This window comes from Providencia sp. UF-183 (genome assembly GCF_058246155.1).
Genome location: NZ_JBSICD010000005.1, coordinates 257,985 through 282,839, shown reverse-complemented (window position 1 = coordinate 282,839; position 24,855 = coordinate 257,985). Strand labels below are relative to the sequence as shown.

The window sequence follows — 24,855 nt, the reverse complement described above, 5'->3', positions numbered from 1 at the left end:
AAAAACAAACGGCATTGTTAAATCAAGCCAGTGATGAGCAAGTTAAAGCCATCACCGCAGATTTAAATAAACAAATTACGTTGCTGAAACAAAAAGAAGATGGGCTGAAAAAAGCCGAAGCGGACAGCCAATTAACCCGTGATGCGCTAGCAAAACAGCAAGCTGCGGCCAAAGAGCTAGAGCAGAAAAACCAGCAATTAGCGGCGCAGTTAACGGAAAAATCACAGCAGGCTGATAAAATTCAAGCGGCATTAGCCACACAAACGGCGAAGGCGGCGGATAAAGCTGCGTTAGAAAGCGAATTAGCGACGGCGAAAAAACAATTAGCTGAACATGAATCAATGCAAAATACATTGGCGAAGCAATTAGCCGCCAGTGAAAAGCAACAAGCTGATTTACAAGCTAAATTAAGCCAAAATGAACAGAATTTCACAACTGCACAAGGGCAGTTGGATAAAGCCAATGCAGGCCTGCAAAAACTGCAAAAAGAGGTTGAAAAGCAAACTGCATTGATGGGACAGGCGAATGATAAGCAAGTCGCAGCACTAACACTCGACCTTAATAAGCAAGTTGCCTTATTGCAAGAAAAAGAAGCGGACTTGAAAAAAGCCCAAGCAGAAAGCCAAGCAACGCGTGATGTATTAGCTAAACAGCAAGCAACAGAGAAAACATTGACTGAGAAAAATCAGCAATTAGCAGCTCAATTAGCGGAAAAATCACAGCAAGCAGATAAAATTCAAGCGTTATTATCTGCTCAAACAACTAAAGCAGAAGGCAAAGCTAGTTTAGAAAGTGAGTTAGCATTGGCTCAAAAACAGCTGGCAGAGCACCAAAGTGCACAAAGCTCTTTAGCCAAACAAGTTGCTGATAGTGAAAAGACACAAGCAGAATTACAAGCATTGCTTCAGAAAAATGAGCAAAATTATGTCACCGCACAAGAGCAATTAAATACCGCGAATTCAGAGCTTAAAACGTTAAAAGCGAATATAGAAACTAAAACTGCATTAATGAACCAAGCCACGGATCAACAAATTAAAGCATTAACCGTCGATTTAAATAAACAGATCGCACTGTTAAAGCAAAAAGAAGATGGTTTGAAGAAAGCGGAGACAGATAGCCGTTTAGCGCAAGATGCACTAACGAAACAGCAAGCGACATCGAAAGAATTAGAGCAAAAAAATCAGCAACTTTCTGCGCAATTGAAAGAAAAAACGCAGCAAGCAGATAAAATCCAAGCGTCACTTGTCGAGCAATCCGCTAAAGTTGCTCAGAAAATTACGTTAGAGTCGGAGCTTGCTGCGGCTAAGCAGCAACTACAAGAGCACCAAGCTGCCCAAAATACACTTTCTAAACAATATACTGAAAGTCAAAAGCAGCAACAGCAGCTTCAAAGCGCACTTGCCCAAAATGAGCAAAACTTTGCTACAGCACAAAAACAGTTAGCGAAAGCAAATACAGATCTGCAAAAATTACAAAAAGATGTTGAAAAACAAACGACTTTAATTGGGCAGGCGAGTGATCAGCAAGTGAAAGCTTTAACTGCCGATCTGAATAAACAATTGGCGCAGCTGAAACAAAAAGAAGATGCGTTAGGTAAGTTAGATTCAGAGAAAAAATCTATTCAAGATGCGTTAGCGTCACAAGAAAATGAAAAGAAAAAATTAGAGCTGCAAAATGCGGAGTTTGTTAAACAAACGAAAGCACAAGAAACACAAATTAGTAAGTTAGAGAGTGACATCGCAGCGAAATCTAAAAAACAAGCTGAGGTTGAGTCACAGCTTGCTGATGCAAATAAACAAATTAGTGCCCTGAAATTAGATGCTCAAAAACTTAGCTCTGCGACTAATGCACAAAAAGAATTAGCGTCGGCTCAGGAGCAATTGAAAAAATTACAGGCGGAGTTAGATGCACAAAAGTCTTTCTCGAGTGATGAAGGGCTAAAGTCACAAATTATGGACTTAAATCGCCGTATTACTCAGTTACAAGATGAAAATATTGCGCTAAAAGCGAAAGGCAAAACGGGTTCAAGTGCTGGGCTTGCAGGGCGTGTGCCACCAAGTAAAGATACTAAAGTGGTCGCAGAAGAGAATGCTAAGAAAAATCAGAAGATAATTCAAGATATTACGGCACAAAAATACAGCAAACTGGATAATAATACATACTATAAAATTATTCAGCGTGGTACGCCGATTAGTGATGTTAAAAAGAAAGATATCACCTTTATTATGCGAGAGCAGCTAACGGATGGGACGGTAACGGTTATGTATACCGATAAAAACCCAGTGACACTGCCTTATAATGAACTGCCAACACCGTTGAATTCGTTTGTTGAACGAGCAGGGGAAGGCGGAATGGTGAAAGTCTACATTAAGCCAGAAGGTGGTTATGGGGTAGAGGGAATTCCAGGTGAAATACCGCCAAACTCTATGTCCATCATTGATTTGAAGATTATGAAAGTCAAATAACCGAAAAAGTCATTTAGGTTTTGAACGGGCGATTTGTCATCAAGGCAAATTGCCTTTTTTATGACGAAGAGTTAGCTGTGAAAATAGTGATAAAGATAGGTTTTTTGGCTGCCTTTCTGCCAGATTATAGTTAAATCAGAAATTTCTATAACTGACAGGGCATGTGTCTATGCTCATTTATTCGGAGTTATCAAGCTGTAATTCTTGATTTACTCGGTGTGTAGCCAAAACGTTTACGGTAACTTTGTGTAAAGTAAGATTGGCTTGAAAAACCAGCTTCCATTGAAATTTCAACAATACTCATCGCTGTATTTACCAATAATTGGTGTGCATACATAATGCGCTTCTCACTAATCCACGAGCGTGGCGATGTTGCATAAACGGTATTAAACAACTCTTTAAATGTTGTCAGTCCCATGCCAAACGTACGTGCAAATTCACTTAACTTCCATTCTTTTAAGTAATTGTTTTCCATAAAAAGCTGCAAACGTGCTGCTTGGCGGTTGCTTAGTTGTTTAAAGTTCGAGAGCAATACAGAGCCTTGTTCGCTATAAGATAGCAGTAATAATAATTCGCTGACACGTAATGAAACGACGACTTCAGGGTATTCATGATCAATAAACGTGTTTAAGCTATTTTTGATATCATCGATTAAAGGGTATGACGTAAACTTGATGATATCGGATGACGTATCTTCAAAACGTTCTATTTCGCTCAATTTTGAACCATGCACAGTGATAAACTCACGTAAAAAATTATCGTCCAATGCAATCCAAAGTAATTGGCAGTTGGTAGCAAGGTCTGATGTTTGGAACGAATAAGAACCTTGTTTATGGTATAAGATATCCCCTTCATTTAAAACTTGTGCATTTGCAGGGGTTTCTAGTAATAAATTTCCCTTTTCAACGATAATAAGGCCTTTAGTTGCCAAATCGATAATGGTATGAGGCATGTCTTTATCGATCGACATTCTTTTAATAACTTGTTGATTTGAATTGCTTCTGATTTGCATGATAGTCACCTAAATAATCATATTCATACTATTAAAATTCTATTGTCAAAATTAAATATCAGAAAAAGAATATTGAGTGATATAAAAAATGGACATTACTTGTATGGTTGAAATTATATAAATCGATTATTTATGTGTCATTTTGTAATTTTAAATATAAATAAATGTTTCAAAACATGGTTTTTTCGAGCTAAACACTCAAAAAGATCGTTTTTACCGTTCTGTATTGCACTCTTGTTTTATAATATCCTGTGGTTATCGGTAACATTTGGTTTTTTATTCTAATTCAGATGTGGATGTTGGATGTAAATTTTTTTGTTTTTTTTACACATAATCAGTGTTTATTTTTGTTTTTAAACGTGTTCATCATTTTTAGTGTAATTATGGGTTTTATTACCATGTTAATAATTGTGATAATATTCGTAAAAAATAATTATTATAAATAATTCTTATGTATTTAATAATTATTTACTCAAGTTATTTGTTTATTTAATCCTAATGATTATTTATTTTTATCAAGATGGTGCTAAATAGCTTAATAATGAGATGTAAGTCTCTATTTTTAATTGATAGGTGGTGTTAATGGTTTTAATAGGTAGTATAAATATAGATTTTAGTAATTAGTTATTTTGGGTTACTATTTTTTATTTGTTCGCTTTTTAATCACTTTGAGTCAAGGGTATTCAGGTTTAGTCATTACATTCTTAAAATCATCGATTGTAGGAAAATGAATGGTGATTTTAAAAATACTAATAAAACAGTTGGATAGTAACATTTAGTTGTTCAACGCACCTTGTTAAAAAAAATAAAGCTTTCTTATATTATATTAAGCTGGAAATTCCGTTTAGAGATATGAGGATTATGCTGGTGTTACTGTTTTTATCGGTTAAATCTTCTTTTATTATTGTGTCTCACGATCTCTTGCTGAGCGATTGCTGGATTTAGATGGGAGCTCAGGAACCGGTTTACGATCATCCAGTAAGTGCCGAATGGCGAGTATTGGATGATGTATCAACATTTTAGGGCCCGCCCAGCGCATCACTAATTTCATTTGTTCTCGCATCTTCGGTTGATAACAGTGGATAGGGCATTGCTTGCAGGCTGGTTTTGCTTCCCCATAACGGCATTTTTCTAAGCGATTAACGGCATAGGCGAAAAGTTTTTGATAATAATCAGGGGTGTCATTGGCAGCTGGGTGTGCTTTCTCATAGATATTAATCATTTTTCCAATCGTTTTAATTTCCCGATTTATTCGTTTACCAGCCATGATGCCCCCATGTTTAAAAGATAACATGCATTTAATATACATGTTATTGGTTTCAATAGAAAGCTTATGAGGGCTTAACGAGATATTCTTTGATAGAGTTCAATAAATTTAGGGATAATGAAAAAGAGGGTTAACCAGTGGGTTACCCTCTTTAACTGAAACCACTTGGATACTCAATAAACAGATAAACTTATTGAGTCTATCTTTAATAGGTTACAGACTAGATTGCATTATTTTTTGCATTTCATCTTTAAGATGTAATTTTTCTTTTTTTAGTTTGACTACATGCTCGTTGTAGCCAGCGCCAGAAGGGCCTTCGAGTTTACTGATTTCTTTATCGAGTTGATGATGCTTTTCATATAACGTTTGAAAACGGGGATGTGTAGATACTAATTTTGAAACTAAATCTTGATCTGCTGATAACATACTACCTCCTCAGAATGTATTAAGCCTCAAATTTAGTATAATCAGTGCGTATATTTTGTGCATTAAATTAGCGGGTAATTTACATAATTTTTATCATTTTTATGATCCTTATACTAAAATTAAGTATTATTACGTCTATCTACTGTGGGAAACCTATATTTTTGTAATTAAGAATCATCTATAGTGATAATTGTAGTGTAATTGACTTACTATGTAGTGGAACCTAGAGTTTTTAATTGATTTTCTCTTTTGAAATAGGAATAAATGATGAAGAAAGCGATTTTATCTGTAATGGCAGCGGCACTTGTCTCATCTTGTGCAGTAGCAACGGAGGACTTGGAAAAGATCGCGCCATATCCAAAAGCAGAATCAGGAATGACTCGTCATGTGATTCAACTCGCGAACCAGCAAAATGAAAATAATTACATGGTTGAGCTGGTCATTGGCAAAACAATTAAAGCAGATTGCAACCACCAATGGTTTATGGGAGATCTCGATAAGAAAACCTTAGATGGTTGGGGCTACGACTACTATAAACTGGATGAAATTAAAGGGCCTGCATCAACGATGATGGCTTGCACTAAGCCAGCTGAAGACCGCTTTATTACCACACAATTAGGTGATGATGCGTTTGTTCGCTATAACAGCAAACTGCCAATCGTAGTCTATGCACCTGCCGATATGGATGTAAAATATCGTGTTTGGTCAACAGACGATAAACTAATTGATTCCACCAAAAAATAAATAAAAAATGCCGCTAATTAGCGGCATTTTTTTATCCTGTATTTTAGCGGATCACAAAGACCGATGTTTTTGCATGGCGAACAATAGCAGACGCGGTTGAACCTAATAAATAGGTTGAAGTGCTTGGGTGGTGTGAACCTACCATAATTAAATCCGCATCAATTTCTTGTGCATAATCCAAGATTTCATCTTTTGCTGAACCAATGCTAACTTTGCAACTAATTTGCTTATCTGGCACTTTAATATCTTTAATTATCTCTTCTAACGCACGCATCGCCAAAATTGAGCGTTCTGCTGAGTTTTTCTGGCTTTCAGGCAGTACAGCAATTTCAATACCAAAGAATAATTCAACACTCGGAATGACGGATAAAAAATGAATTTCAGGTGCGCCCAACATGGCTAAGGCTTCAACATGTTTTATGATGTCCTGATTCAGTTCATCCTCTAACAAATCAATAGGAACTAGAATTTTTTTATACATAGCCACCTCATCCATATGTTATTTGAAATCGATTATAGCAATTCACTATTTATATACTATAAGTTAAATAAGCTGGGAGAAATGCTATTAAGTGCGCATTTATCGATATTTTAAATAATGAGCGCATTTGTAATCAAAAAGTAAAGAATAGGCATTTGCATCTACGCTATCTGGTTACAATTTATGATGAGACATTTAACCGTTAATGTGCGACTATTATTTTATCGGTCATTTAACTTGTTGATTTAAAAGATTATTTAAATGATAATTATTTTGTTTTTCATTAAAGAAATGATGTTATGAATAAAAATGAAATCGTCAGTAAGCCAAGCAAAGAATTTGAGGTTCAACAAGCTAAATTTAAGGCAGCGAAGAAGAGCACATTGATCAGTGTGCTAGTTAATACGCTTTTATCAATTTGGCAGATTATTATTGGTATATTTTCTCATTCATCGGGCTTGATTGCGGATGGGATACACACATTATCTGATTTAATCGCGGATTTTGTTGTTTTAATCGCCAATAAAAAGAGCCACAAAAAACCCGATGAAGACCATCCTTATGGGCATTTTCGTTATGAAAATGGGGCATCATTAATTTTGGGAATTATTTTATTGATTGTTGGGGTGGGAATGGTGTGGTCTGCCATTGAGAAACTGCTCAACCCTGATTTGATCCCTGAAGTTCATATGATTGCATTAGTGGCGGCTTTGATAGCGTTAGTCGCAAAGGAAGGTTTATTTCGTTATATGTTGCACGTGGCAAAGAAAGTCAATTCGAGTATGTTAGTTGCGAATGCATGGCATGCCAGGTCTGATGCCGCATCTTCTTTAGTTGTCGCTATTGGTATTGTAGGGAGCTTATGTGGATTCCGTATTTTTGACCCGCTTGCGGCATTAATTGTGGGAACATTTGTTTTTCGGATGGGCTTTAAATTTACCAACCAATCAATGCAAGATCTAATGGATAAAGGTGCTGATGAAGAAACATTGCAAGAAATCCGCGATGTTCTCGATAATGTTAATGAATTATCAGGTTACCATGATTTAAAAACCCGTAAATCAGGGGATTTTCTATTAGTTGATGTGCATTTAGAGCTTGATGGAAACATGAGTATCACTGAAGGTCATGACATTGCAGTGAAAACTCGACAAAAACTCATGGAAAACCCGCAAATTTTGGATGTTATGACTCACCTTGACCCTTACGATAAAAATACCAAACACTAACCAACCTGTTATTAATAAGTTTCATAAATAGCCGAGTTTTGTATATTGCTCGGTTATTTGTTTTATTTACATCATCAAGCCCAAACTCTGCAATATTTTATTGCACTCGATACGCAACCAGTGGAAAATCAATTTGTTGTTGCAGTTTGGAACGACTTTTTTTGCTCACGCTGAAGGGGCTGTGTTGCAAATATTAAAAATTAAGCCCTTCATTAAATTGATTACTATTGAATATTGAGGAAAAAATGCGGTTTACTCAAGAACAACGCCATACTATCCGATCGCCAAAAGTTATCGCTCTGACCAATCAAAATGGAATGAAAATTTTACTCACAAGTCTGGGGGCAAGTTGGGTTAGTTGCATATTGCCTTTAGCAAGTGGCAAGCGAGATGTGGTTTTAGGATCACCTAATATGGCGAAACAGATGGAGCAAGGTGTTTACCTTGGCGCGACCATCGGACGAGTTGCAAACCGCATTTGTGGCTCACGGTTTACGTTAAATGACCAGCAATACATTGTTTCTAATAATCAAGGCAGACACTGCTTGCATGGCGGAAAAGACAACTTTAGCTATCGAATTTGGGGAATTATTCAGCCAAACCCGTGCAAAGCAGTTTTTTCGTTGACTTCGCCAGCGGGCGATCAAGGCTTTCCAGGGACATTATTGGTTGAGGTAAGCTATGAGCTAACGGAAGATAATCAAGTGATTATTGATTATAAATACCAGTCAACGGAAGACTGCCCAGTGAATTTGACGAATCACACTTATTTTAACCTTGCAGGGGAAGATTCGACTCGAACTGCGTTTGAGCATGATTTGCATATAGCAGCAGATACGTTTTTACCTACCACCGCAGAAGGCCTCCCGACAGGGGAGTGGCGGGATGTGACAGAGACGAATTTTGATTTTCGTGCAGGTAAACGCATTGGGCGAGATTTTTTACAGGATGAGGTACAAGCCGCAGTTGGCGGGTATGACCATACGTTTATCTTCAATAGTGGTATTGCTGATGGCCAGCAAACAGCAGCAATACTAGGCTCGCCTGATGGTGATGTGCAGATGAAAATCACCACGACTATGCCTGCAATGCAAGTTTATAGTGGCAATCAATTGTTTGCGATTGCAGGAAAAAGCCAAATTTATACGGCATATTCAGGTGTGGCTTTAGAGACACAGTTTCCGCCTGATGCAGTTAATCACCCGCAATGGGGCGATTTGTATACAAGTATTGCGAAAGCACAGCAGGTTTACACTAGCCAAACTCGCTATCAATTTATTTTCTAATTTATTGATTTTCGGCTGATAACACAAAGCAGGAAAAACCGCGCTTTTATCCTGCTTTGTCAACAACCTCACGCCGCAATCTAGCGGCGTTTTCGTATTAAAGATGAGTAGAATTTAAATCACAAATAAATCCATATACTCATTAACTGGCATTTTTTCTAGCATCGGTTTATCGAGTGACGCCTGAAGAATACGCAGTTGTTGCGCTTCAGGAAACTGCCTTGCCAAATTAATCCTAAATTTCTTTAATAACAACGGCATCCCTTCTTTACGACGGCGTTTATGGCCGACTGGATACTCAATCACCACTTCTTCCAGTATTTGGCCGTCATTTAAGGTAATGGTGAGTCCATTGGAAATCGAACGCTTATCTGGGTCATGATAATCGGCGGTAAATTGCGTGTCTTCATGGCAGTGCATTTTGGCTCGAAGTGCATCAATTCGGCTATCATGAGCAATGTTATCTTCATAATCAGCCGCAGTCAGCCGGCCAAAAATCAATGGCACAGCCACCATGTATTGAATGCAATGATCGCGATCAGCAGGGTTATTGAGTGGGCCTGTTTTGTCAATAATGCGAATGCAGGCTTCATGGGTGCGGATCGCAATAGACGCGATATCATCGGCGCTTTTACCCATTGCCGCTAATATTTGATGAAGTTGTAATGCCGCTTCGACGGCCGTTTGTGAGTGAAACTCAGCAGGGAAAGATATTTTAAACAGCACGTTTTCCATAACGTAGGAGCCATAAGCGCGTTGAAAGCTAAGTGGTTGACCGTTAAATAAAACGTCATAAAACCCCCAGGTTTTAGCGGACAATGCCGTTGGGTAGCCCATTTCACCTTTTTGCGCCATCAAGGCGAGCCTAACTGCACGGGAAGTTGCATCGCCAGCCGCCCACGATTTTCGTGACCCTGTATTTGGCGCATGGCGATAAGTCCGTAAGCTATGGCCATCAATCCATGCTTGGGAAACGGCATTGAGGATCTGTTCGCGGTTTAAACCGAGCATTTGTGCGACGACTGCGGTTGAGGCGACTTTGACTAAAATAACATGGTCGAGTCCCACTTTATTAAAGGCATTTTCAAGGGCAATACACCCTTGGATTTCGTGTGCTTTAATCATGGCTGTTAATACATCTTTGATGATTAAAGGTTTTTTGCCTTTGGCTAGATTTTCCCGAGACAACCAATCGGCTGTAGCAAGAATGCCCCCTAAGTTATCGGAAGGGTGGCCCCATTCGGCAGCAAGCCAAGTGTCGTTAAAATCCAGCCAGCGGCACATTGTACCAATATTAAAAGCGCCTTGAACGGGGTCTAACTGAAATTGTGTGCCCGGAATTTTAGTGCCATTAGGGACAATGGTTCCTGGCACTATTGGGCCTAACAGTTTTTTACAAGCAGGGTATTCTAACGATTCCATTCCACAGCCTAATGTATCAAGCAGGCAATGATAAGCGGTATCGTAAGCTAATTCAGAAACAATCGGGTAATCCATTACATAATCAACAATGTCGCTGATCACGCTATCAAATTCAATTTTTTGAGAACTCACGGTTTGTGTTGTCATTATTTTACCTTTATTAACGCTGTTCTATCGGAGTGAATAATTGATTCTCTGGCCCAATATAATTGGCAGAAGGACGAATAATTTTATTGTCTTGTCGCTGTTCGATAATATGGGCAGACCAACCCGCAGTCCGCGCCATCACAAAGAGTGGTGTAAACATCGCAGTCGGTACACCCATCAAGTGATAGGCCACTGCGGAGAACCAATCTAAATTAGGGAACATACCTTTTTCACGTTTCATTACCGTTTCTATACGGTCGGCGATGCTGTATAAATGGCGATTTAAATTTTGCTCGGATAACTGTAATGCCACAGATTTAATGATGGGATGGCGTGGATCGGCAAGGGTATAAACGGGGTGACCAAAGCCAATGATGACCTCTTTATTATGAATACGAGCAATGATATCTTGCTCCGCTTCATCCATTGAAGCATAGCGTTGCTGAATTTCTAATGAGACTTCATTTGCCCCACCATGTTTCGGCCCCCGTAAAGCGGCTATTGCTCCGGTCATTGCGGAGTAAAAATCTGTTCCCGTTCCTGCAATAACACGAGCGGCAAATGTTGAAGCGTTAAACTCATGCTCTGCATACAAAATTGCAGCAATATGCATGAACTTTTCCCACTGAGCAGGCGGTTTTTTACCATGTAACAAATGTAAAAAATGCGCGCCAATTGAGTCGTCATCAGTTTGCGTTTCAATGCGGCGACCATGATGACTGAAGTGGTACCAGTACAGCAGCATTGAACCTAATGAAGCTAATAACCGGTCGGCAATATCTTTGGCACCTGAAAATGGGTGAGCGTCTTTTTCGGGGAGTACACAGCCCATCATCGAAACCCCTGTACGCATGACATCCATTGGGTGTGCGTTGGCGGGAATGGATTCTAAAGTTTGTTTCACACTCGCAGGTAACCCACGGTAGGATTGCAGTTTTTCTTTATAGGCGGTGAGTTCGGTTTGCGTGGGAAGCTTATCGTGGATCAGTAAATGTGCAACTTCTTCAAACTCACATTGCGTTGCTAAATCATGGATGTCAAACCCACGATAATGCAGGTCATTTCCGTTACGTCCTACAGTACAAAGGGCTGTATTCCCTGCGGAAACACCTGAGAGTGCAACGGATTTTTTAGGTTTAAACGGTGATGTTTCAGTGCTACTAAGTTGTTCATTCATCGTATTATCCTTGTAGGGGCTAGAGGAGGTTCAACTTGGTGCTGCCTACGTGCCTATTATTTTTTTTGCGAAAATAGGGCATCTAATTTTTGTTCGTAATTGTAGTAATGAATGCTTTGATATAGTTCATCACGTGTTTGCATCAAGGGGACAACGCTTTTCTGCGTGCCTTCATGGCGTATCGCAGCATAGACCTGCTCTGCGGCCTTATTCATCGCACGAAAGGCTGACAACGGATAAAGTGCAATCGCGATACCGACGCTGCGAAGTTCATCTAAGGTAAACAATGGGGTTTGGCCAAATTCGGTGAGGTTCGCGAGAACAGGGGCGGGGGTGTTTTTGGTAAACTGTTGATACATAGACAGCTCAGTAATCGCTTCAGGGAATAACATGTCCGCGCCTGCTTCTAGATAGGCTTGAGCACGTTCAAGTGCTGCATCAAGGCCTTCGACGGCGAGCGCATCTGTGCGAGCCATAATCACAAAGCTGTCATCAGTACGGGCATCGACCGCGGCTTTGATCCTATCCACCATTTCTTGCGTCGAGACGATTTCTTTATTAGGGCGATGACCACAACGTTTCGCACCGACCTGATCCTCAAGGTGTAAGCCTGCCGCGCCTGCTTTACAAAATGACTTGACGGTGCGAGCAACATTAAAGGCGGATGGGCCAAAACCAATATCGGCATCGACCATCAGGGGTAAATCACAAACATCAGTAATACGGCGAATATCAATCAACACATCATCTAGGGTAGAAATCCCTAAGTCTGGCATACCTAATGAGCCCGCGGCGACACCGCCACCCGATAAATAAATGGCTTTGTAGCCAGCTTGTTGAGCAAGAAGGGCGTGATTGGCGTTGATGGTCCCCACTAACTGAAGGGGGGACTCTTGGGCGACAGCATCGCGGAATTTTTGTCCGGCAGGAATAGATGACATAGTGGCCTCTCGATTGTTAATAAATTGTTGGTTGATTAAGGTAACTATAGCCATATAGCAATTGCCATGCCAATTAGCATAGACATAAACATCAATAATAAAGCGTTAAAAATTAATAGGTTAAAAAAATAAAAAATTGTGATAAGGAAAACAAATTTGTTATTCGTGATTAGCATGTTTCATTGAAACACACTAATGTTAATTGAAACGCATTTGAAACATTTATTGAAACATAACAAAGAGGAAGTGAAACAGATGGAAAAACCGATTATTTGGACAGTCTCTGTTTCGCGGCTATTCACTCTTTTTCGTGATATTAGCCCTGAGTTCAGTGAACAAGCCGAAATTACACCGTTGAATTTGGGGTTTGAACAAGCGGCTGAAATGGTACGAGAAAGGCTAAAACAGGGGCATTGTGATGCGATTATCAGCGCGGGTTCTAACGGTGCTTACCTGAAAAGCCATGTTTCTGTTCCTGTCATCATTGTTAATATCAGTGGGTTTGATGTGATGCAGGCGCTCGCTAAAGCGCGAGAAATCAGTGATAAGGTTGGAATTATTAATTATAAAAACATCATTCCCTCTTTGACTGATTTTCAGCAACGTTTTGCATTGCAAATTGAACAACGTAGCTATGTGACCGCTGAAGATGCACGTGCGCAGCTTAAGGCCTTAAAAGCGATGGGGATCACCGTGGTTGTTGGCGCGGGGTTGATTATGGATTTGGCGGATGAAATGGGCATGACAGGGATTTTTGTTTATTCCACACAAACTATCCGACAGGCATTTACTGACGCCATTGAGCTAAGTCGCATGTCTCACCGTAACCGTCATTTATCAGATAAATATGTGCAGGTTACACCTCCTAAGGTTCGCTATACAATCAACGACCTCATTGGTTCATCATTGTCCATGGAGCAGGTCAAACAGGCGATTATGCTATATGCGAGATCGGATGCCACTGTGCTTATCCAAGGTGAAAGTGGTACAGGGAAAGAAATGGTCGCACAAGCAATCCATCACGAATTTACCTTATTTAATCAACATAAACGCAGCAAGCAGAAAATGCCATTTGTGGCGGTTAACTGTGGCGCCATCCCTGAAACATTATTGGAAGCTGAATTATTTGGTTATGAAGAAGGGGCGTTTACGGGGTCACGGCGTGGTGGAAGGGCGGGTTTATTTGAGATGGCCCACGGGGGAACGTTATTTTTAGATGAAATAGGTGAAATGCCGCTAGCGTTACAAACTCGACTTTTACGTGTGTTGGAAGAACGCTCTGTGGTACGAATTGGCGGTTATAAGCCTTTGCAGGTCAATGTCCGCGTGATTTGTGCAACCCACTGTCATTTAGATGATTGGGTGAAGAATGGGCGATTTCGTACTGATCTTTTTTATCGTTTAGGGGTACTTAGGATGCAAGTACCCACGCTTAATGAGCGCGGAGAGGACATTTTTGTTCTTGCGAAGCGACTTTTAAAATTGGCTTTTGCTGGGTTGGTATTACCACTCCCTGAATTTCGTGTGCAACAACTTTTAAGCTGTCGCCCGTTTTTTCTAAATTACACATGGCCGGGGAATGTGCGTGAACTACGTAATTTAATGGAGCGAATCGCACTCTATTGCAGCGCACACCCTGAAAAAGCGATTAGCGAAGGGATGCTAATGAGTTTGTCCCCTGAACGTAAGTGGTTTACAGATAGCTATGATGCAGCTTGCAATAAGAGTGAGGAGTCACTTACTGACGTGATGGCAAGGTTTAATGGTGACCGTAAAGCGGTAGCACAATACCTTGGAATTAGCAGAACAACACTGTGGCGGCGTCTTTCTTCATTAGAATAAACCTAGCAGATAAATCATGATGAAAATAACCAATAAACGGAATGCGCTATTAGGCATTTCTGATTAAAAAAGAAATAAATTAATAAAAGTACGGATTAATTTATTTTATTTGAACTATCAGCCAAAAAGGCCTTTAGCATTCATGAGATGGCAAGATAAAAATAATAAATAAATTATTTTGCCATTGAGCACTTTTAGGGCGATTGTCATATGACTTAAGTTGTATCAAAGTGTAACATGGGAATGCATGGGTGTTTGTTTTTATTTCATTGATTTTAAATGATTTAATACATTTTTTCTATGGTTATTGATCTAAACTTGCCTTCAGAAAAAACGTGATTTTTCTCACATAAATTATTTTACTAGTCACCATTAGATTTTCTCATTTTAACTTAGTGATTGAACGTTCTATATTGCGCTCAAATCAGTCTTATTTTTATATTTTACTACTGCACTAATCGCCGAAATGTGTTCCTTTTTGAGAACACAGCCTTGTCGTATTCTACGATGTAGTTGCAGCGCATATTATTTATTTTTATTTGTTGGAGAGTGGGGCGTGAATCAGTCCACTACTATCATGCGCAAACGCGATAATGCATTCGTTCCCGTCGCTGGGTTAACGATTTTTGCTATTGCATCGGGTTATTTAATGAGCTTAATCCCATTATCAATGGGGAGCTTTGGGATTGATACGCAATACGCTGGCTGGTTAGCAAGTGCCTACTATATCGGTTTATTAATTGGTTCAATGCTTATTGAGCCCGTGATTGCCAAAATTGGCCATCGCCTCTCTTTTATTGGCTTTTTATTAATGCTAGCCGCAACGGTTGTTGTTTTGCCATGGGCAGCTTCTATTGAAGCTTGGTTACCAAACCGTTTAGTTGCAGGTATCGCGGTTGCGGGTATCTTTGTTGTGGTTGAATCTTGGTTACTGATTGGCGATAGCCCAAAAGAGCGAGCTAAGCGTTTAAGCTTTTATATGACGTCATTATATGGCGGGACAACCTTAGGGCAACTCGCGATTGGTGTGATTGGAACCCAAGGTGCCTATCCTTTTATGGTTGTATTGGGCTTATTGTTATTAGCTGTAATGCCGCCTTTATTAGTTCGCCAAGGGCAGCCAGATAGCGGGTCGCATCAAAAATTGTCGTTGAAAAAAATTGCGCGATTAAGTAAACCTGCAATTATCGGATGTATGGTTTCAGGTATCACCATGGGTACGATTTATGGGTTGATGCCACTATCATTGAAGAAAGATCAATTTACGACTGACCAAGTTGGGGTTTTGATGGCCTCAATTATTTTGGGTGGGATGTTGATCCAACCAGTTGTTAGCAAGCTTTCCATCTTGATGAGTAAGACTTTGTTGTTAGCGATGGTATCTCTTTTAGGGGTATTCGCGATGGGCGTTATTTACATCTCTAGCGACTACTTGGTGATGATTGTGGCATTAGCCTTATTAGGTATGTCCTCATTTGCGCTATACCCAATCGCAATTACTTTAGCATGTGACAATCTAGATTCATCTTACATTGTCGCTGCAACACAAGTTATGCTGTTTAGCTATAGCATTGGTTCAGCAATGGGGCCAATTGCAGCCGGCACGTTATTAAGTCAACATAATGGCTTAGTGGATTTCTTCTTTATTGTGTTGCTCGTGACGGCAATTTATATGCTCATTGCGAGCTTACGTCGTAAAGCGAGTGTGTTAGCGAATTAATTGTTTGAGTAAAAATAGTTTATAAAGGCTCTGTGATTTCACAGAGCCTTTTTTCTGCATGTTACTTTTTCTTATTCGCGGAGATAGTTGATAAGGCGCCTTCGAGAGGCGTATAGCCCGCAGATTGGGTAATGCGTTGCTCCCAATGTTCTCCAAGTTTGAAGTCCCACGATAATGGGGCGATTTCTGTTCTACCTGCGTTAGGCGCAAAGGTCAGCTCGCTAAAATACAGGGTATTTTCATCAGACATCAAAAAGTCAGCCCGGCAATAATCGAACGGCGTAACGAGGATTTCAGCTAAGCGCAGCATTTCTTTAAACAGTGGTGGCTCTGGTACTGGTTCTAGCATATTTGGGTAGCCAAAAGTGACGGGTTGTAGCTGCCAGTTGATGTCATAGATATTGATAAATTCTTCGCCTGACTCATCAGTATAATCAATTTCTGCATAGACGGGCTTACCTGAAAAACAGTGGATACGGCAGGTTTCAGGGACGAGTTTTCTATTTTTATTAGCAAATAAATCAATATATTGTTCACAAATAATGTGAGGTGAAATATTTTTATAATGGCGTTCACGAGTAATGTAATAAAGATTTTTCAATAAGTGAAATGACAATTTACTTTTAGCGTGTTGCCAATCAAATTTGGTTTTACTTCGGCAAATTACACTACTGCCGCTGTCGTGATTACATTTGAGCACAAATTGCTCTGGAAGCGCAGCGATGTCAATTTCATCAACATGACGATAAGTGGCTAAAATAGGGACTAAATACTCTTCGCCAATGGTTCGGCTAATGTAACCCCTGACGGCGAGTTTATCTGCAAGCTGTGTATACAGTGGATTTTTATCACGCAGCATTCTAAAATTCACCTTTTCATTAAAGCTTTTAGGATTTTTAAAATCAGGGCGATAATTTAGTTTTTTTGTAAATTTATTAGCAAGATAAAGCTTATCACTGATAATAAATGTGCGTAGTTTCTTTATAATGTACTCTGCTTTTTTCATGCGAGTTTCAACCATTCTATAAAATGTAGTGTGTAGTTTAGAAATATTATTTTTATGTATGAATTATATTTTGAATAACTTAAATAGAGCATCAATAGATGTAATAGTGAATTTAATAATTCCTTAATAAATAAAAAGTAAACAAAACATAAATAAGATATAAGTTAATAGATGTTGTGCTTTTTTTGCTTAAATTTATATCAATAATATAATCAAACGTTTTAGTTATTCGTCAGGAATAATATAGGATTTGTTTTATAAAGCGTACCAGATTGCTAAGCAATAAACCTTAAGGATTTATTTTGAAGGGTAAATAACATTTAAATAATTAGTTCATTGAGTCATTGTTTAAATATAAACATTACCTCACTGTATTTAGCCTCGTGTATACAGTGAGGTAGCTTTTAGAGTGGTTTTTCACCCATTTTTTTTAAGAAGCGGATTTGTGCGGCGACTAATTCGTTATAACGAATACAGCGATAAGGCATGTTATGTTGTGAAGCTAATTCCCCTAAAATTTTAGCTAAAGCAGGGTAATGGCGGTGGTGCCAATTAGGGAACAGGTGATGAGTTAGGTGGTAATTAAGACCCCCAGTTAAACGCCACAACCAGTGTGGAGTGGGGAGCCAATCGCAGGCTGTAACAAAGTTATGGTGGTACCATCCATGTTTTATTTGCTTATCTTCTGGAGCAATGAAGAATTCAGTTTCAGCCCAATGCGTCCCTAAAAGTAAATAAATAACAAAAACGGAGGCAATCATTTGGCTCAAAATATAAGTGACAAAAATAGCGGTTAAGCTAATTCCATGATGATGAGCAAAAAATAAAGGTAAACCTAACATCAACAATAAATGGCCAATTTTGCTGGCAATAAAAAGTGCCCAACCTTTTTTTCCGGTTAGGACGTTTTGGTCTTTTAGGCGCGTTTTACCTGCTCTATCCGACCAATCAAAAACCAATGCAATCCAGGTTAACGAAAATGAAGCAACAAATGGCCAATAAATGTGCTGATACTTCATGACGGGTCGCCACTTTTGAAACGGTGTTTGGCGGAAAATACCATTTTCTTCGGTATCTAAATCGTAATTCTCAATATTGGCAAAATGGTGGTGATAATGAACATGGCGGGTACGCCAAAACTCAGGTTCTAACCCTAAAGGTAAGGTAACTAGGCGGCCAAATACCCGATTTTTCCAGCTCTTTTTAAATAAGGTATTATGGCAAGCATCGTGTTGGCCAATCACATTGAGGAACATAATGAGAAGGACAAAAACAAAATAGGATAAACTGTAGGTTAATACGGATGAAGTATACAGCGTCGGGAGATAACACAATGCTGCGATAGCAAATAAAATGATGATCACAGCAATATCGGTTTTGCTCGCATATACATGATCTTGTTTACTTTTTAGATAATCTTGACTGGCTTGCTTTAAAGCTGCATGAAAATGCTGTTCGTTAGCATTGGAAAATGTCAGTTCAAATTTAGTCGGGGGCATCATTGTTCTCTGTGGCGTTACCGATGCTAGGAGTATATCGCCTCTTATTAAGAGGCAGCAAAATATATATGAGAACAAGGGGTAATTTAGACTTATTCCTATAGGTTTAAATAAATACAAATATAATGGATTATTATATTTTTAGAATAAAATAAAATTTTGCAAACTGTGCTTAATATATTTTTTTAATAATTAAATTAACTGTTTAGAGTAATTGAAGTAATTGAGTTGACTGTCTAGATAATGAACGAGGTTATTCTGATATTTTAAGTGGGGAATGTCTACATCCGTGTAGAGGAAAGTCCATGTGAGTAAGGTAACAAGGAAAGTTATGTCTGTCTGTAATAAATTATCATAAAAAGTGATCAGACCTGTTTGACTTATTAACTATAAATATAAGTTATCATTTATCCTGCTTTAGGATGCGGATATTTTAGGTTTAATTTCCAACTTAAGCCAAATTAAGAGCTTGCTTATATTAATAAAATATAAAAGTGATGAAATAGACAAAATTTAATTTATTTTTTATATTTGGAGAATTAAATGAAAAGGATAATGCTAATTATTTTATCAACACTGTTTATTCCATTATCTTCCCAAGCGGGCTCTAATTACTATGGATGTGATAATAAAATTTACCAACTTGAAAAGCAGCTAAAATATGCAAAAATGCATGGAAACCGTCATCGAGTTGCAGGGCTAGAGCGAGCCATCTCAAATGTGCAAAACCGTTGTTATGACCACTATTCAGGGGCTACAGGCCCAACAAAACTGAACAGTAAATATTTCTCAGATGAAAGCCGTCAGTTAGAACGTGAAATTGATGCGCTGCGTGATGAAATCAAACGATTAGAGTCGTTAAAAAGTTAGTGTTTTAATTCGAATAAAGTAGAGAGCCTAATAGTGGCTTTCTGCTTCATATCAGCATCCCATATGCACTTTTTCTCTCATCTTTTTTCTTATTCAACAAAAAAATATACAAATTCAACAGGCTTATCAATATTGGCGATTATTGCGCAATTTTTGTGTTTATTTTCACTTTAATTGCGGTATTATGATGTATATTGCAACTTTTTGCGAGGTTTTGCAGTCGTGCACAAAAAAGCGAGACAAAATTATATCATTGAAATAATTGCAAAAAATGGTCAGGTGAGTGTTGCTGACTTATCTAATCAGTTGCATGTTTCTACAGATACTATTCGCCGTGATTTAACGGAACTTGAAAACCAAGGGCTAGCACAAAAAAGCCATGGCGGTGCTGTGGGGTTCAATGTGCCTGTGATGAGCCGTCGAGGGCGCAATATTTTATTGCCAGAGGTTAAAAAACAATTAGGGCAACAGGTTGCTAAGTTGATCCCAAAGAGCTCGACACTGTTCCTTGATTCTGGCAGTACGGTCATGGCTGTTGCTAGCTTTATCCAAGGTCCGATGAAAATTATCACCACATCCTTAGATATTGCCGTGCATTTTAGTGATCGTGCAGATATCCAATTGATCTTATTAGGTGGGGAATGGGACTCAGGGCAGCGCTTGTTTGCAGGGAGTGGCACACTATCCATGTTGGAAAGATACCGAGCAGATATCGCTATATTAGGGGCTTGTGCTTTGCATCCCTCTTTGGGATTGAGTGCAACCCAAGAAGCAGATTGCGATGTAAAACGCGCCATGATAGCGAATAGCCAAGCACATTGGGTCGTAGCAGACAGCACAAAACTCAATCTATGTCAGCCTTATTTAGTGGCACATTTGGACGAAATTGATCAACTGTTTTTAGATTGCCATTGGGATGAACTTAATCCTAGTAGCAAGGTAACTGTGAATTCTCTGAGTATTTAACGATGCAGGTAAAATTATGAGCAAAGAAATTAATGTTGCACTGATTGGCTATGGGTTTGTAGGGAAAACATTCCATGCACCTTTAATTCAGTCAGTTGATGGCTTGAACCTTGCTGTTGTGGCTTCTAGTGGCGAAGAAAAGGTGAAACGTGATATTCCGAATACGACGGTTATTGCATCTCCTGAAGAAGCTATTCTCCGTTCGGATATTGACTTAGTCGTCATTGCGAGCCCAAATGCAACTCATGCGCCATTGGCAAAGCTGGCAATTGAGGCGGGTAAAAATGTGGTAGTCGACAAGCCATTTACCCTGGATATGCAAGAAGCTAGAGAATTGATTGAACTTGCGAAAGCGCACAATGTTTTATTATCTGTATTTCATAATCGCCGCTGGGACAGTGATTTTCTCGCTATCAAAAACGTGATAGAGCAAAAACAGATTGGTGAAATAAAACATTTTGAATCACATATTGACCGCTTTCGCCCTGAAGTGAGAGTACGTTGGCGTGAGCAAAACTTGCCAGGTAGTGGTTTATGGTTTGATTTAGGCCCGCATTTAATTGACCAAGCACTGCAACTTTTTGGTTTACCTCAGTCAGTGCAAGGTAATATTGCAACATTAAGAAATAATGGCCAAATTAATGATTGGGCACATGTGTTATTAAACTACCCAACTCATAAAGTGATTTTGCATTGCAGCATGTTAGCCGCTGGTGGGTTTACACGCTTTACGGTACATGGTGATAAAGGTAGCGCAGTAAAATCCCAACCAGATCAACAAGAAAAACAATTATTACAAGGGATCACGCCGCGAGATAAAGAATGGGGTGTGGATAATGACCCAATTATTTTAATTGATGAGACGCTATCGTCCAAGTTGCAAGAAGCGCCAAAAGGCGATCAGAGCCAATATTATGTGAATATTCGTAATGCGTTGAATGGTAATGCACAAAACTCAGTGACACCATTGCAAGCTTTAGCAGTTATGTCTGTTTTAGAAGCTGCAGTGAAATCGGCAGAGACTGGCAGCACACAGCCTTTAACGCTAACTGAAAAAGAAGTTCAAGATTGGAAATAACTGAATAATTAAATGCCTGCATGCAAAGTGCAGGCGATTTCGTATATTGGTAAAATCATAATAACATGCCAAATTAACTTAATTATTTTAATTTAACGTGCCGATATTAATTAAAATCTAGTTTTTATGACTGGAGGGTTTTTCACGTCAATAATTAATTATAAATTTAATTTTTCATTTTAATGACTCGAGTTTTTTATGTTCCGATTGGTTCCGAATGCCCGTTGATTTGTTGAGAGGGGTCTCTTTTTGTATTTGAAAAACTCACTATGATATATCCATAAAATAAAGGTAATTCTATGTTTAAAGTCGAAAGGCAAGTTGCCATTTTGGATTTTATTTATAAAAAAGGCAATGTTAGTGTTAATTCAATGTCTGTATTTTTTAAAATTTCCAAAGAGACAATTAGGAAAGATTTAAATGATCTTCATAAGATTGGATTAATTAAAAGAACCCATGGCGGCGCAATTGCAGTTAAGAAAAATATTATTAATGAGTTTAAGGATATTGACTCATTATTACAAATAACACAAAGCATTGCAGAGCTAAGTATCATAAAAGAAAAAAGAGAGTTATCAATGAAAGGTAAAGTTTTTATTTTAGGCTCATATAATGTGGATATCGTCACCAAGGTCACTAAGTTTCCAAAGGTTGGGGAAACCGTTGTTGGGACGACGAATTATTTGTCTTCAGGTGGGAAAGGTGCAAATCAAGCTATCTCTGCAAGTAATGCGGGGAGCGATGTCCGATTTGTGACAAAAATTGGCCGTGACCAGTTTAGTGATTTTGCCTATAAAAACTTACACAGTACAAATATCAATTCATTTTCTATTTTTCAATCGGAATCAGAACCGACAGGTAATGCATTAATTTATGTCTCAGAAGAAAATAAAGACAATATGATAGCTATATTTCCTGGAGCAAATAAAACGATTACAGAAGATGAATTAAACTCTGTAAAATTAGATATTATAAACTCGGATGTATTGTTAGTTCAGCTTGAAAATAATTTTGATATTATTCAAAAAGCGCTTGAGTATGCAAAAGAAAATGGTGTCTTAACCATTTTAAATCCTGCACCATACAATGTTATTACAGAAAACCTTATTGGTTTAGTTGATATTATCACACCAAATAAAACAGAAGCTTCATTATTATCCGGAGTTGAAATAAAAGACTTTTCAACAGCAAAAAATGCAGCAATAAAAATTAATGAAATGGGATTTCCTATCGTTATTATTACGATGGGGGAAGAGGGGGCTTTACTATATGGAAATAAACAATTCACATCGTTTGATGTTTATCCCGCCATTGTAGTGGACACAACAGGGGCTGGTGATGCTTTTAATGGCGCTCTTGCTTCTCAATTATCCAAGGGAGTACACATACACCAATCAATTAAATTTGCATCGGCGTTTTCATCATTGGCCATTGAGCGTGATGGTGCCTCGAATATGCCGACAGAAAAAGAAACTAACGACAAATTAAATAGATTTCATCCTAACTAAAGAGAGTGAGAAACAAAATGAAAATAGCCATCGGTGGGGATCATGCAGGTTTTCCGTTAAAAGCGGCAGTTATTCGTATTGTTGAAGAATTAGGCCATACACCAATAGATTTTGGTTGCCACAGTCTAGAGCCTATTGATTTTCCAGATATTTCAGAAAAGGTCTGCCAGTCAGTATTAGATGGTGAGTGTGAGAGAGCTATTTTGGTTTGTGGCACTGGAGTTGGTGCATCCATTGCTGCAAATAAGATACCGGGTATTCGAGCCTCAATTTGCCATGATGCGCATGTTGCTCATCAATGTGTAGAGCATGACGATGTTAATGTGATGTGCGTGGGGGCAAAAATTGTTGGTGAGTGGTTAGTTATTGATTTGGTTAAAGAATACCTCAATGCTGAATTTAGCACAGATATTGATTGTAGAAGGCGCGTACAAAAATTGCATGATTTAGAAGCCAAATACGCAATAAAAAAATAACAAAAATATTTAGATGCTTAATAAAAGGTAATGTTATGAGTTCAGCTTCCAATGTACCCAATAAGCGCTGGTTTAGGATCATTCCAGCCGCTTTTTTAATGTATACCATCGCCTTTATGGATAGAAATAACATGGCATTTGCATTCAACGGAATGCAAAAAGACTTAGCAATTGGTGCAACGGCATTTGGTATTGCAAGTGGTGTGTTTTTCTTTGGTTATTTATTTTTGCAAGTCCCTGGTGGAATGCTTGCGCAGAAATGGAGCGCCAAAAAATTTATTACGGTGTCTTTATTAGCGTGGGGCGGGTGTTCAATCCTCACTGGTTTTGTGGAAAATTATACTCAATTGCTTATCGTGCGCTTTTTTGTCGGATTTGCAGAAGGTGGTGTGTCACCAGCAACCATGATCATGCTGACTAAATGGTTTCCTTTAAGTGAAAGGGCTAGAGCAAACGGTTATTGGTATTTATGTATTCCATTTGCTGCAATTATCACCGCCCCAGTTTCTGGTTGGATATTATCTCACTGGGATTGGCGCATGATGTTTATTATTGAAGGATTACCTCCAATTATTTGGGCAGTTATTTGGTGGTTTATGACTGCCGATACTCCAGACCAAGCTAAATGGTTAAGTGAAAAAGAACGCAATTATATAAAGCAAACAATTGCGCAAGAAAATGCCAAAATTAAACAAGTTGCACCAAAAAGCTTTAAAGAGGCGTTAAAAAATAGAAATGTGGTGATCTTGCTTTTATTATTTTGTTTCTTGCAGGTAGGTTTCTATGGGTTTGGGCTTTGGTTGCCTACATTAATAAAGTCAATTTCAGCGTCAACGGATTCGATGCAAATTGGTTGGTTAGCTGCGATCCCTTGGGTATTTGCTGCGATAGGTTCCATTATTAACTCATATCATTCAGATAAAACTGGAGATTATAAATACCATATTGGAATTCCGATTTTAGCGGGGGCGCTATTTCTAGGATTATCTGTTTTATTTGGCTCACAATCACCTATTTTTGCATTAATGGCACTAAGTCTGTGTCTAGGATGCATTTATTGTTACTCAGTCTATTGGGCAGCATTAAGCTCTTATATCGCTGATGATACGTTAGCAATTTCTATGGGCTTTATTAATGCAATTGGTAATTTAGGCGGCTTTTTAGGACCATTTGCTGTCGGTTACCTTATTGATTCCACCGGCAGTATTGTTGCCGGAGAATTATTGCTTATCGGCTCACTGGTGGTCGCAGGGCTGTTAGCGTTTAAATTGAAGAAAACTAAAATTGCATGAT

General features: G+C 38.7%; 21 protein-coding genes. 12 read left to right on the top strand and 9 right to left on the bottom strand.

Features of this window, described 5'->3' with window-relative positions; genetic code table 11:
- Positions 1–2,465 (top strand): hypothetical protein (locus tag AC4IFT_RS07000; RefSeq protein WP_490750956.1); only part of this gene is annotated, 2,465 nt, incomplete at its 5' end.
- Between the two features lie 190 nt (positions 2,466–2,655).
- Here the strand turns inward: AC4IFT_RS07000 and AC4IFT_RS06995 are convergent.
- From AC4IFT_RS06995 to AC4IFT_RS06985, 3 genes are all read right to left on the bottom strand, one after another.
- Positions 2,656–3,477 carry a helix-turn-helix transcriptional regulator gene (locus AC4IFT_RS06995; RefSeq protein ID WP_490750955.1) on the bottom strand — a complete coding sequence of 274 codons (822 nt, stop codon included), beginning with the start codon at positions 3,475–3,477 and terminating at the stop codon, positions 2,656–2,658.
- A gap of 901 nt (positions 3,478–4,378) precedes the next feature.
- On the bottom strand, positions 4,379–4,744 hold the full coding sequence (locus AC4IFT_RS06990; RefSeq protein ID WP_490750954.1) for a nitrous oxide-stimulated promoter family protein: 366 nt from the start codon (positions 4,742–4,744) through the stop codon (positions 4,379–4,381).
- A 213-nt stretch (positions 4,745–4,957) separates the two neighbouring features.
- Complete coding sequence (locus AC4IFT_RS06985) at positions 4,958–5,170, bottom strand: DUF465 domain-containing protein (RefSeq protein WP_219246627.1); 213 nt, start codon at positions 5,168–5,170, stop codon at positions 4,958–4,960.
- A gap of 267 nt (positions 5,171–5,437) precedes the next feature.
- Between AC4IFT_RS06985 and eco the strand changes: the two genes are divergently transcribed.
- Positions 5,438–5,914 carry a serine protease inhibitor ecotin gene (gene eco / locus AC4IFT_RS06980; RefSeq protein WP_490750960.1) on the top strand — a complete coding sequence of 159 codons (477 nt, stop codon included), beginning with the start codon at positions 5,438–5,440 and terminating at the stop codon, positions 5,912–5,914.
- 43 nt (positions 5,915–5,957) lie between these two features.
- On the opposite strand, the gene AC4IFT_RS06975 is transcribed toward eco, so the two are convergent.
- Positions 5,958–6,395 (bottom strand): universal stress protein, encoded by a 438-nt coding sequence (locus tag AC4IFT_RS06975; protein WP_490732412.1) that lies wholly within the window; start codon positions 6,393–6,395, stop codon positions 5,958–5,960.
- 299 nt (positions 6,396–6,694) lie between these two features.
- Here AC4IFT_RS06975 and AC4IFT_RS06970 point away from each other — a divergent pair, with 299 nt between their 5' ends.
- A complete protein-coding gene (locus AC4IFT_RS06970) occupies positions 6,695–7,624 on the top strand; it encodes a cation diffusion facilitator family transporter (RefSeq protein ID WP_490732410.1) in 930 nt (309 codons plus the stop codon).
- 245 nt (positions 7,625–7,869) lie between these two features.
- Positions 7,870–8,910, top strand: coding sequence for a galactose-1-epimerase (locus tag AC4IFT_RS06965; RefSeq protein ID WP_490732408.1), 1,041 nt, complete (start codon positions 7,870–7,872; stop codon positions 8,908–8,910).
- Positions 8,911–9,024: 114 nt separating this feature from the next.
- Here AC4IFT_RS06965 and AC4IFT_RS06960 read toward each other — a convergent pair whose 3' ends face one another.
- From AC4IFT_RS06960 to prpB, 3 genes are read right to left on the bottom strand one after another with little or no spacing between them, the layout of a single operon-like run.
- Positions 9,025–10,479 carry a bifunctional 2-methylcitrate dehydratase/aconitate hydratase gene (locus AC4IFT_RS06960; protein ID WP_490750953.1) on the bottom strand — a complete coding sequence of 485 codons (1,455 nt, stop codon included), beginning with the start codon at positions 10,477–10,479 and terminating at the stop codon, positions 9,025–9,027.
- Between the two features lie 13 nt (positions 10,480–10,492).
- Positions 10,493–11,656, bottom strand: a complete 1,164-nt coding sequence (gene prpC, locus AC4IFT_RS06955) for a bifunctional 2-methylcitrate synthase/citrate synthase (protein ID WP_490750952.1) — start codon at positions 11,654–11,656, stop codon at positions 10,493–10,495.
- 56 nt (positions 11,657–11,712) lie between these two features.
- A complete protein-coding gene (gene prpB / locus AC4IFT_RS06950; protein WP_490732433.1) occupies positions 11,713–12,597 on the bottom strand; it encodes a methylisocitrate lyase in 885 nt (294 codons plus the stop codon).
- A gap of 195 nt (positions 12,598–12,792) precedes the next feature.
- Here prpB and prpR point away from each other — a divergent pair, with 195 nt between their 5' ends.
- A complete protein-coding gene (prpR, locus tag AC4IFT_RS06945; RefSeq protein WP_490750951.1) occupies positions 12,793–14,439 on the top strand; it encodes a propionate catabolism operon regulatory protein PrpR in 1,647 nt (548 codons plus the stop codon).
- 577 nt (positions 14,440–15,016) lie between these two features.
- Positions 15,017–16,159, top strand: coding sequence for an MFS transporter (locus tag AC4IFT_RS06940; RefSeq protein WP_490732431.1), 1,143 nt, complete (start codon positions 15,017–15,019; stop codon positions 16,157–16,159).
- Positions 16,160–16,220: 61 nt separating this feature from the next.
- Here the strand turns inward: AC4IFT_RS06940 and AC4IFT_RS06935 are convergent, their stop codons facing one another.
- The gene (locus AC4IFT_RS06935) at positions 16,221–17,165 is read right to left on the bottom strand and encodes an ATP-grasp fold amidoligase family protein (protein ID WP_490750950.1); all 945 of its coding nucleotides are present in this window, start codon (positions 17,163–17,165) and stop codon (positions 16,221–16,223) included.
- Positions 17,166–17,569: 404 nt separating this feature from the next.
- On the bottom strand, positions 17,570–18,664 hold the full coding sequence (locus tag AC4IFT_RS06930) for a fatty acid desaturase family protein (protein WP_490732398.1): 1,095 nt from the start codon (positions 18,662–18,664) through the stop codon (positions 17,570–17,572).
- Positions 18,665–19,207: 543 nt separating this feature from the next.
- Between AC4IFT_RS06930 and AC4IFT_RS06925 the strand changes: the two genes are divergently transcribed.
- The 6 genes from AC4IFT_RS06925 to AC4IFT_RS06900 all read left to right on the top strand — a co-directional run bounded on the left by AC4IFT_RS06925 (position 19,208) and on the right by AC4IFT_RS06900 (position 24,854).
- On the top strand, positions 19,208–19,534 hold the full coding sequence (locus tag AC4IFT_RS06925) for a DUF1090 family protein (RefSeq protein WP_490732396.1): 327 nt from the start codon (positions 19,208–19,210) through the stop codon (positions 19,532–19,534).
- Positions 19,535–19,756: 222 nt separating this feature from the next.
- A complete protein-coding gene (locus AC4IFT_RS06920) occupies positions 19,757–20,500 on the top strand; it encodes a DeoR/GlpR family DNA-binding transcription regulator (protein WP_490750949.1) in 744 nt (247 codons plus the stop codon).
- 16 nt (positions 20,501–20,516) lie between these two features.
- Entirely contained in the window at positions 20,517–21,578 is a 1,062-nt protein-coding gene (locus AC4IFT_RS06915) for an oxidoreductase (RefSeq protein ID WP_490750948.1), read from the top strand.
- 299 nt (positions 21,579–21,877) lie between these two features.
- Complete coding sequence (gene rbsK / locus AC4IFT_RS06910; RefSeq protein WP_490750947.1) at positions 21,878–23,086, top strand: ribokinase; 1,209 nt, start codon at positions 21,878–21,880, stop codon at positions 23,084–23,086.
- 17 nt (positions 23,087–23,103) lie between these two features.
- Positions 23,104–23,562 (top strand): RpiB/LacA/LacB family sugar-phosphate isomerase, encoded by a 459-nt coding sequence (locus AC4IFT_RS06905; protein WP_490732388.1) that lies wholly within the window; start codon positions 23,104–23,106, stop codon positions 23,560–23,562.
- Between the two features lie 35 nt (positions 23,563–23,597).
- Positions 23,598–24,854 carry an MFS transporter gene (locus AC4IFT_RS06900; protein WP_490732386.1) on the top strand — a complete coding sequence of 419 codons (1,257 nt, stop codon included), beginning with the start codon at positions 23,598–23,600 and terminating at the stop codon, positions 24,852–24,854.
- Position 24,855: the final 1 nt, after the last annotated feature.

Bases quoted from the DNA above. Each gene is read 5' to 3' on its own strand.
- AC4IFT_RS06925 (WP_490732396.1), top strand. From the start codon at position 19,208: ATGAAAAGGATAATGCTAATTATTTTATCAACACTGTTTATTCCATTA.
- AC4IFT_RS06930 (WP_490732398.1), bottom strand. From the start codon at position 18,664: ATGCCCCCGACTAAATTTGAACTGACATTTTCCAATGCTAACGAACAG.
- AC4IFT_RS06905 (WP_490732388.1), top strand. From the start codon at position 23,104: ATGAAAATAGCCATCGGTGGGGATCATGCAGGTTTTCCGTTAAAAGCG.
- AC4IFT_RS06960 (WP_490750953.1), bottom strand. From the start codon at position 10,479: ATGACAACACAAACCGTGAGTTCTCAAAAAATTGAATTTGATAGCGTG.
- AC4IFT_RS06970 (WP_490732410.1), top strand. From the start codon at position 6,695: ATGAATAAAAATGAAATCGTCAGTAAGCCAAGCAAAGAATTTGAGGTT.
- AC4IFT_RS06965 (WP_490732408.1), top strand. From the start codon at position 7,870: ATGCGGTTTACTCAAGAACAACGCCATACTATCCGATCGCCAAAAGTT.
- rbsK (WP_490750947.1), top strand. From the start codon at position 21,878: ATGTTTAAAGTCGAAAGGCAAGTTGCCATTTTGGATTTTATTTATAAA.
- AC4IFT_RS06975 (WP_490732412.1), bottom strand. From the start codon at position 6,395: ATGTATAAAAAAATTCTAGTTCCTATTGATTTGTTAGAGGATGAACTG.
- AC4IFT_RS06995 (WP_490750955.1), bottom strand. From the start codon at position 3,477: ATGCAAATCAGAAGCAATTCAAATCAACAAGTTATTAAAAGAATGTCG.
- prpR (WP_490750951.1), top strand. From the start codon at position 12,793: ATGTTAATTGAAACGCATTTGAAACATTTATTGAAACATAACAAAGAG.
- AC4IFT_RS06915 (WP_490750948.1), top strand. From the start codon at position 20,517: ATGAGCAAAGAAATTAATGTTGCACTGATTGGCTATGGGTTTGTAGGG.
- AC4IFT_RS06900 (WP_490732386.1), top strand. From the start codon at position 23,598: ATGAGTTCAGCTTCCAATGTACCCAATAAGCGCTGGTTTAGGATCATT.
- AC4IFT_RS06935 (WP_490750950.1), bottom strand. From the start codon at position 17,165: ATGAAAAAAGCAGAGTACATTATAAAGAAACTACGCACATTTATTATC.
- AC4IFT_RS06990 (WP_490750954.1), bottom strand. From the start codon at position 4,744: ATGGCTGGTAAACGAATAAATCGGGAAATTAAAACGATTGGAAAAATG.
- prpB (WP_490732433.1), bottom strand. From the start codon at position 12,597: ATGTCATCTATTCCTGCCGGACAAAAATTCCGCGATGCTGTCGCCCAA.
- AC4IFT_RS06940 (WP_490732431.1), top strand. From the start codon at position 15,017: ATGCGCAAACGCGATAATGCATTCGTTCCCGTCGCTGGGTTAACGATT.
- eco (WP_490750960.1), top strand. From the start codon at position 5,438: ATGAAGAAAGCGATTTTATCTGTAATGGCAGCGGCACTTGTCTCATCT.
- prpC (WP_490750952.1), bottom strand. From the start codon at position 11,656: ATGAATGAACAACTTAGTAGCACTGAAACATCACCGTTTAAACCTAAA.
- AC4IFT_RS06985 (WP_219246627.1), bottom strand. From the start codon at position 5,170: ATGTTATCAGCAGATCAAGATTTAGTTTCAAAATTAGTATCTACACAT.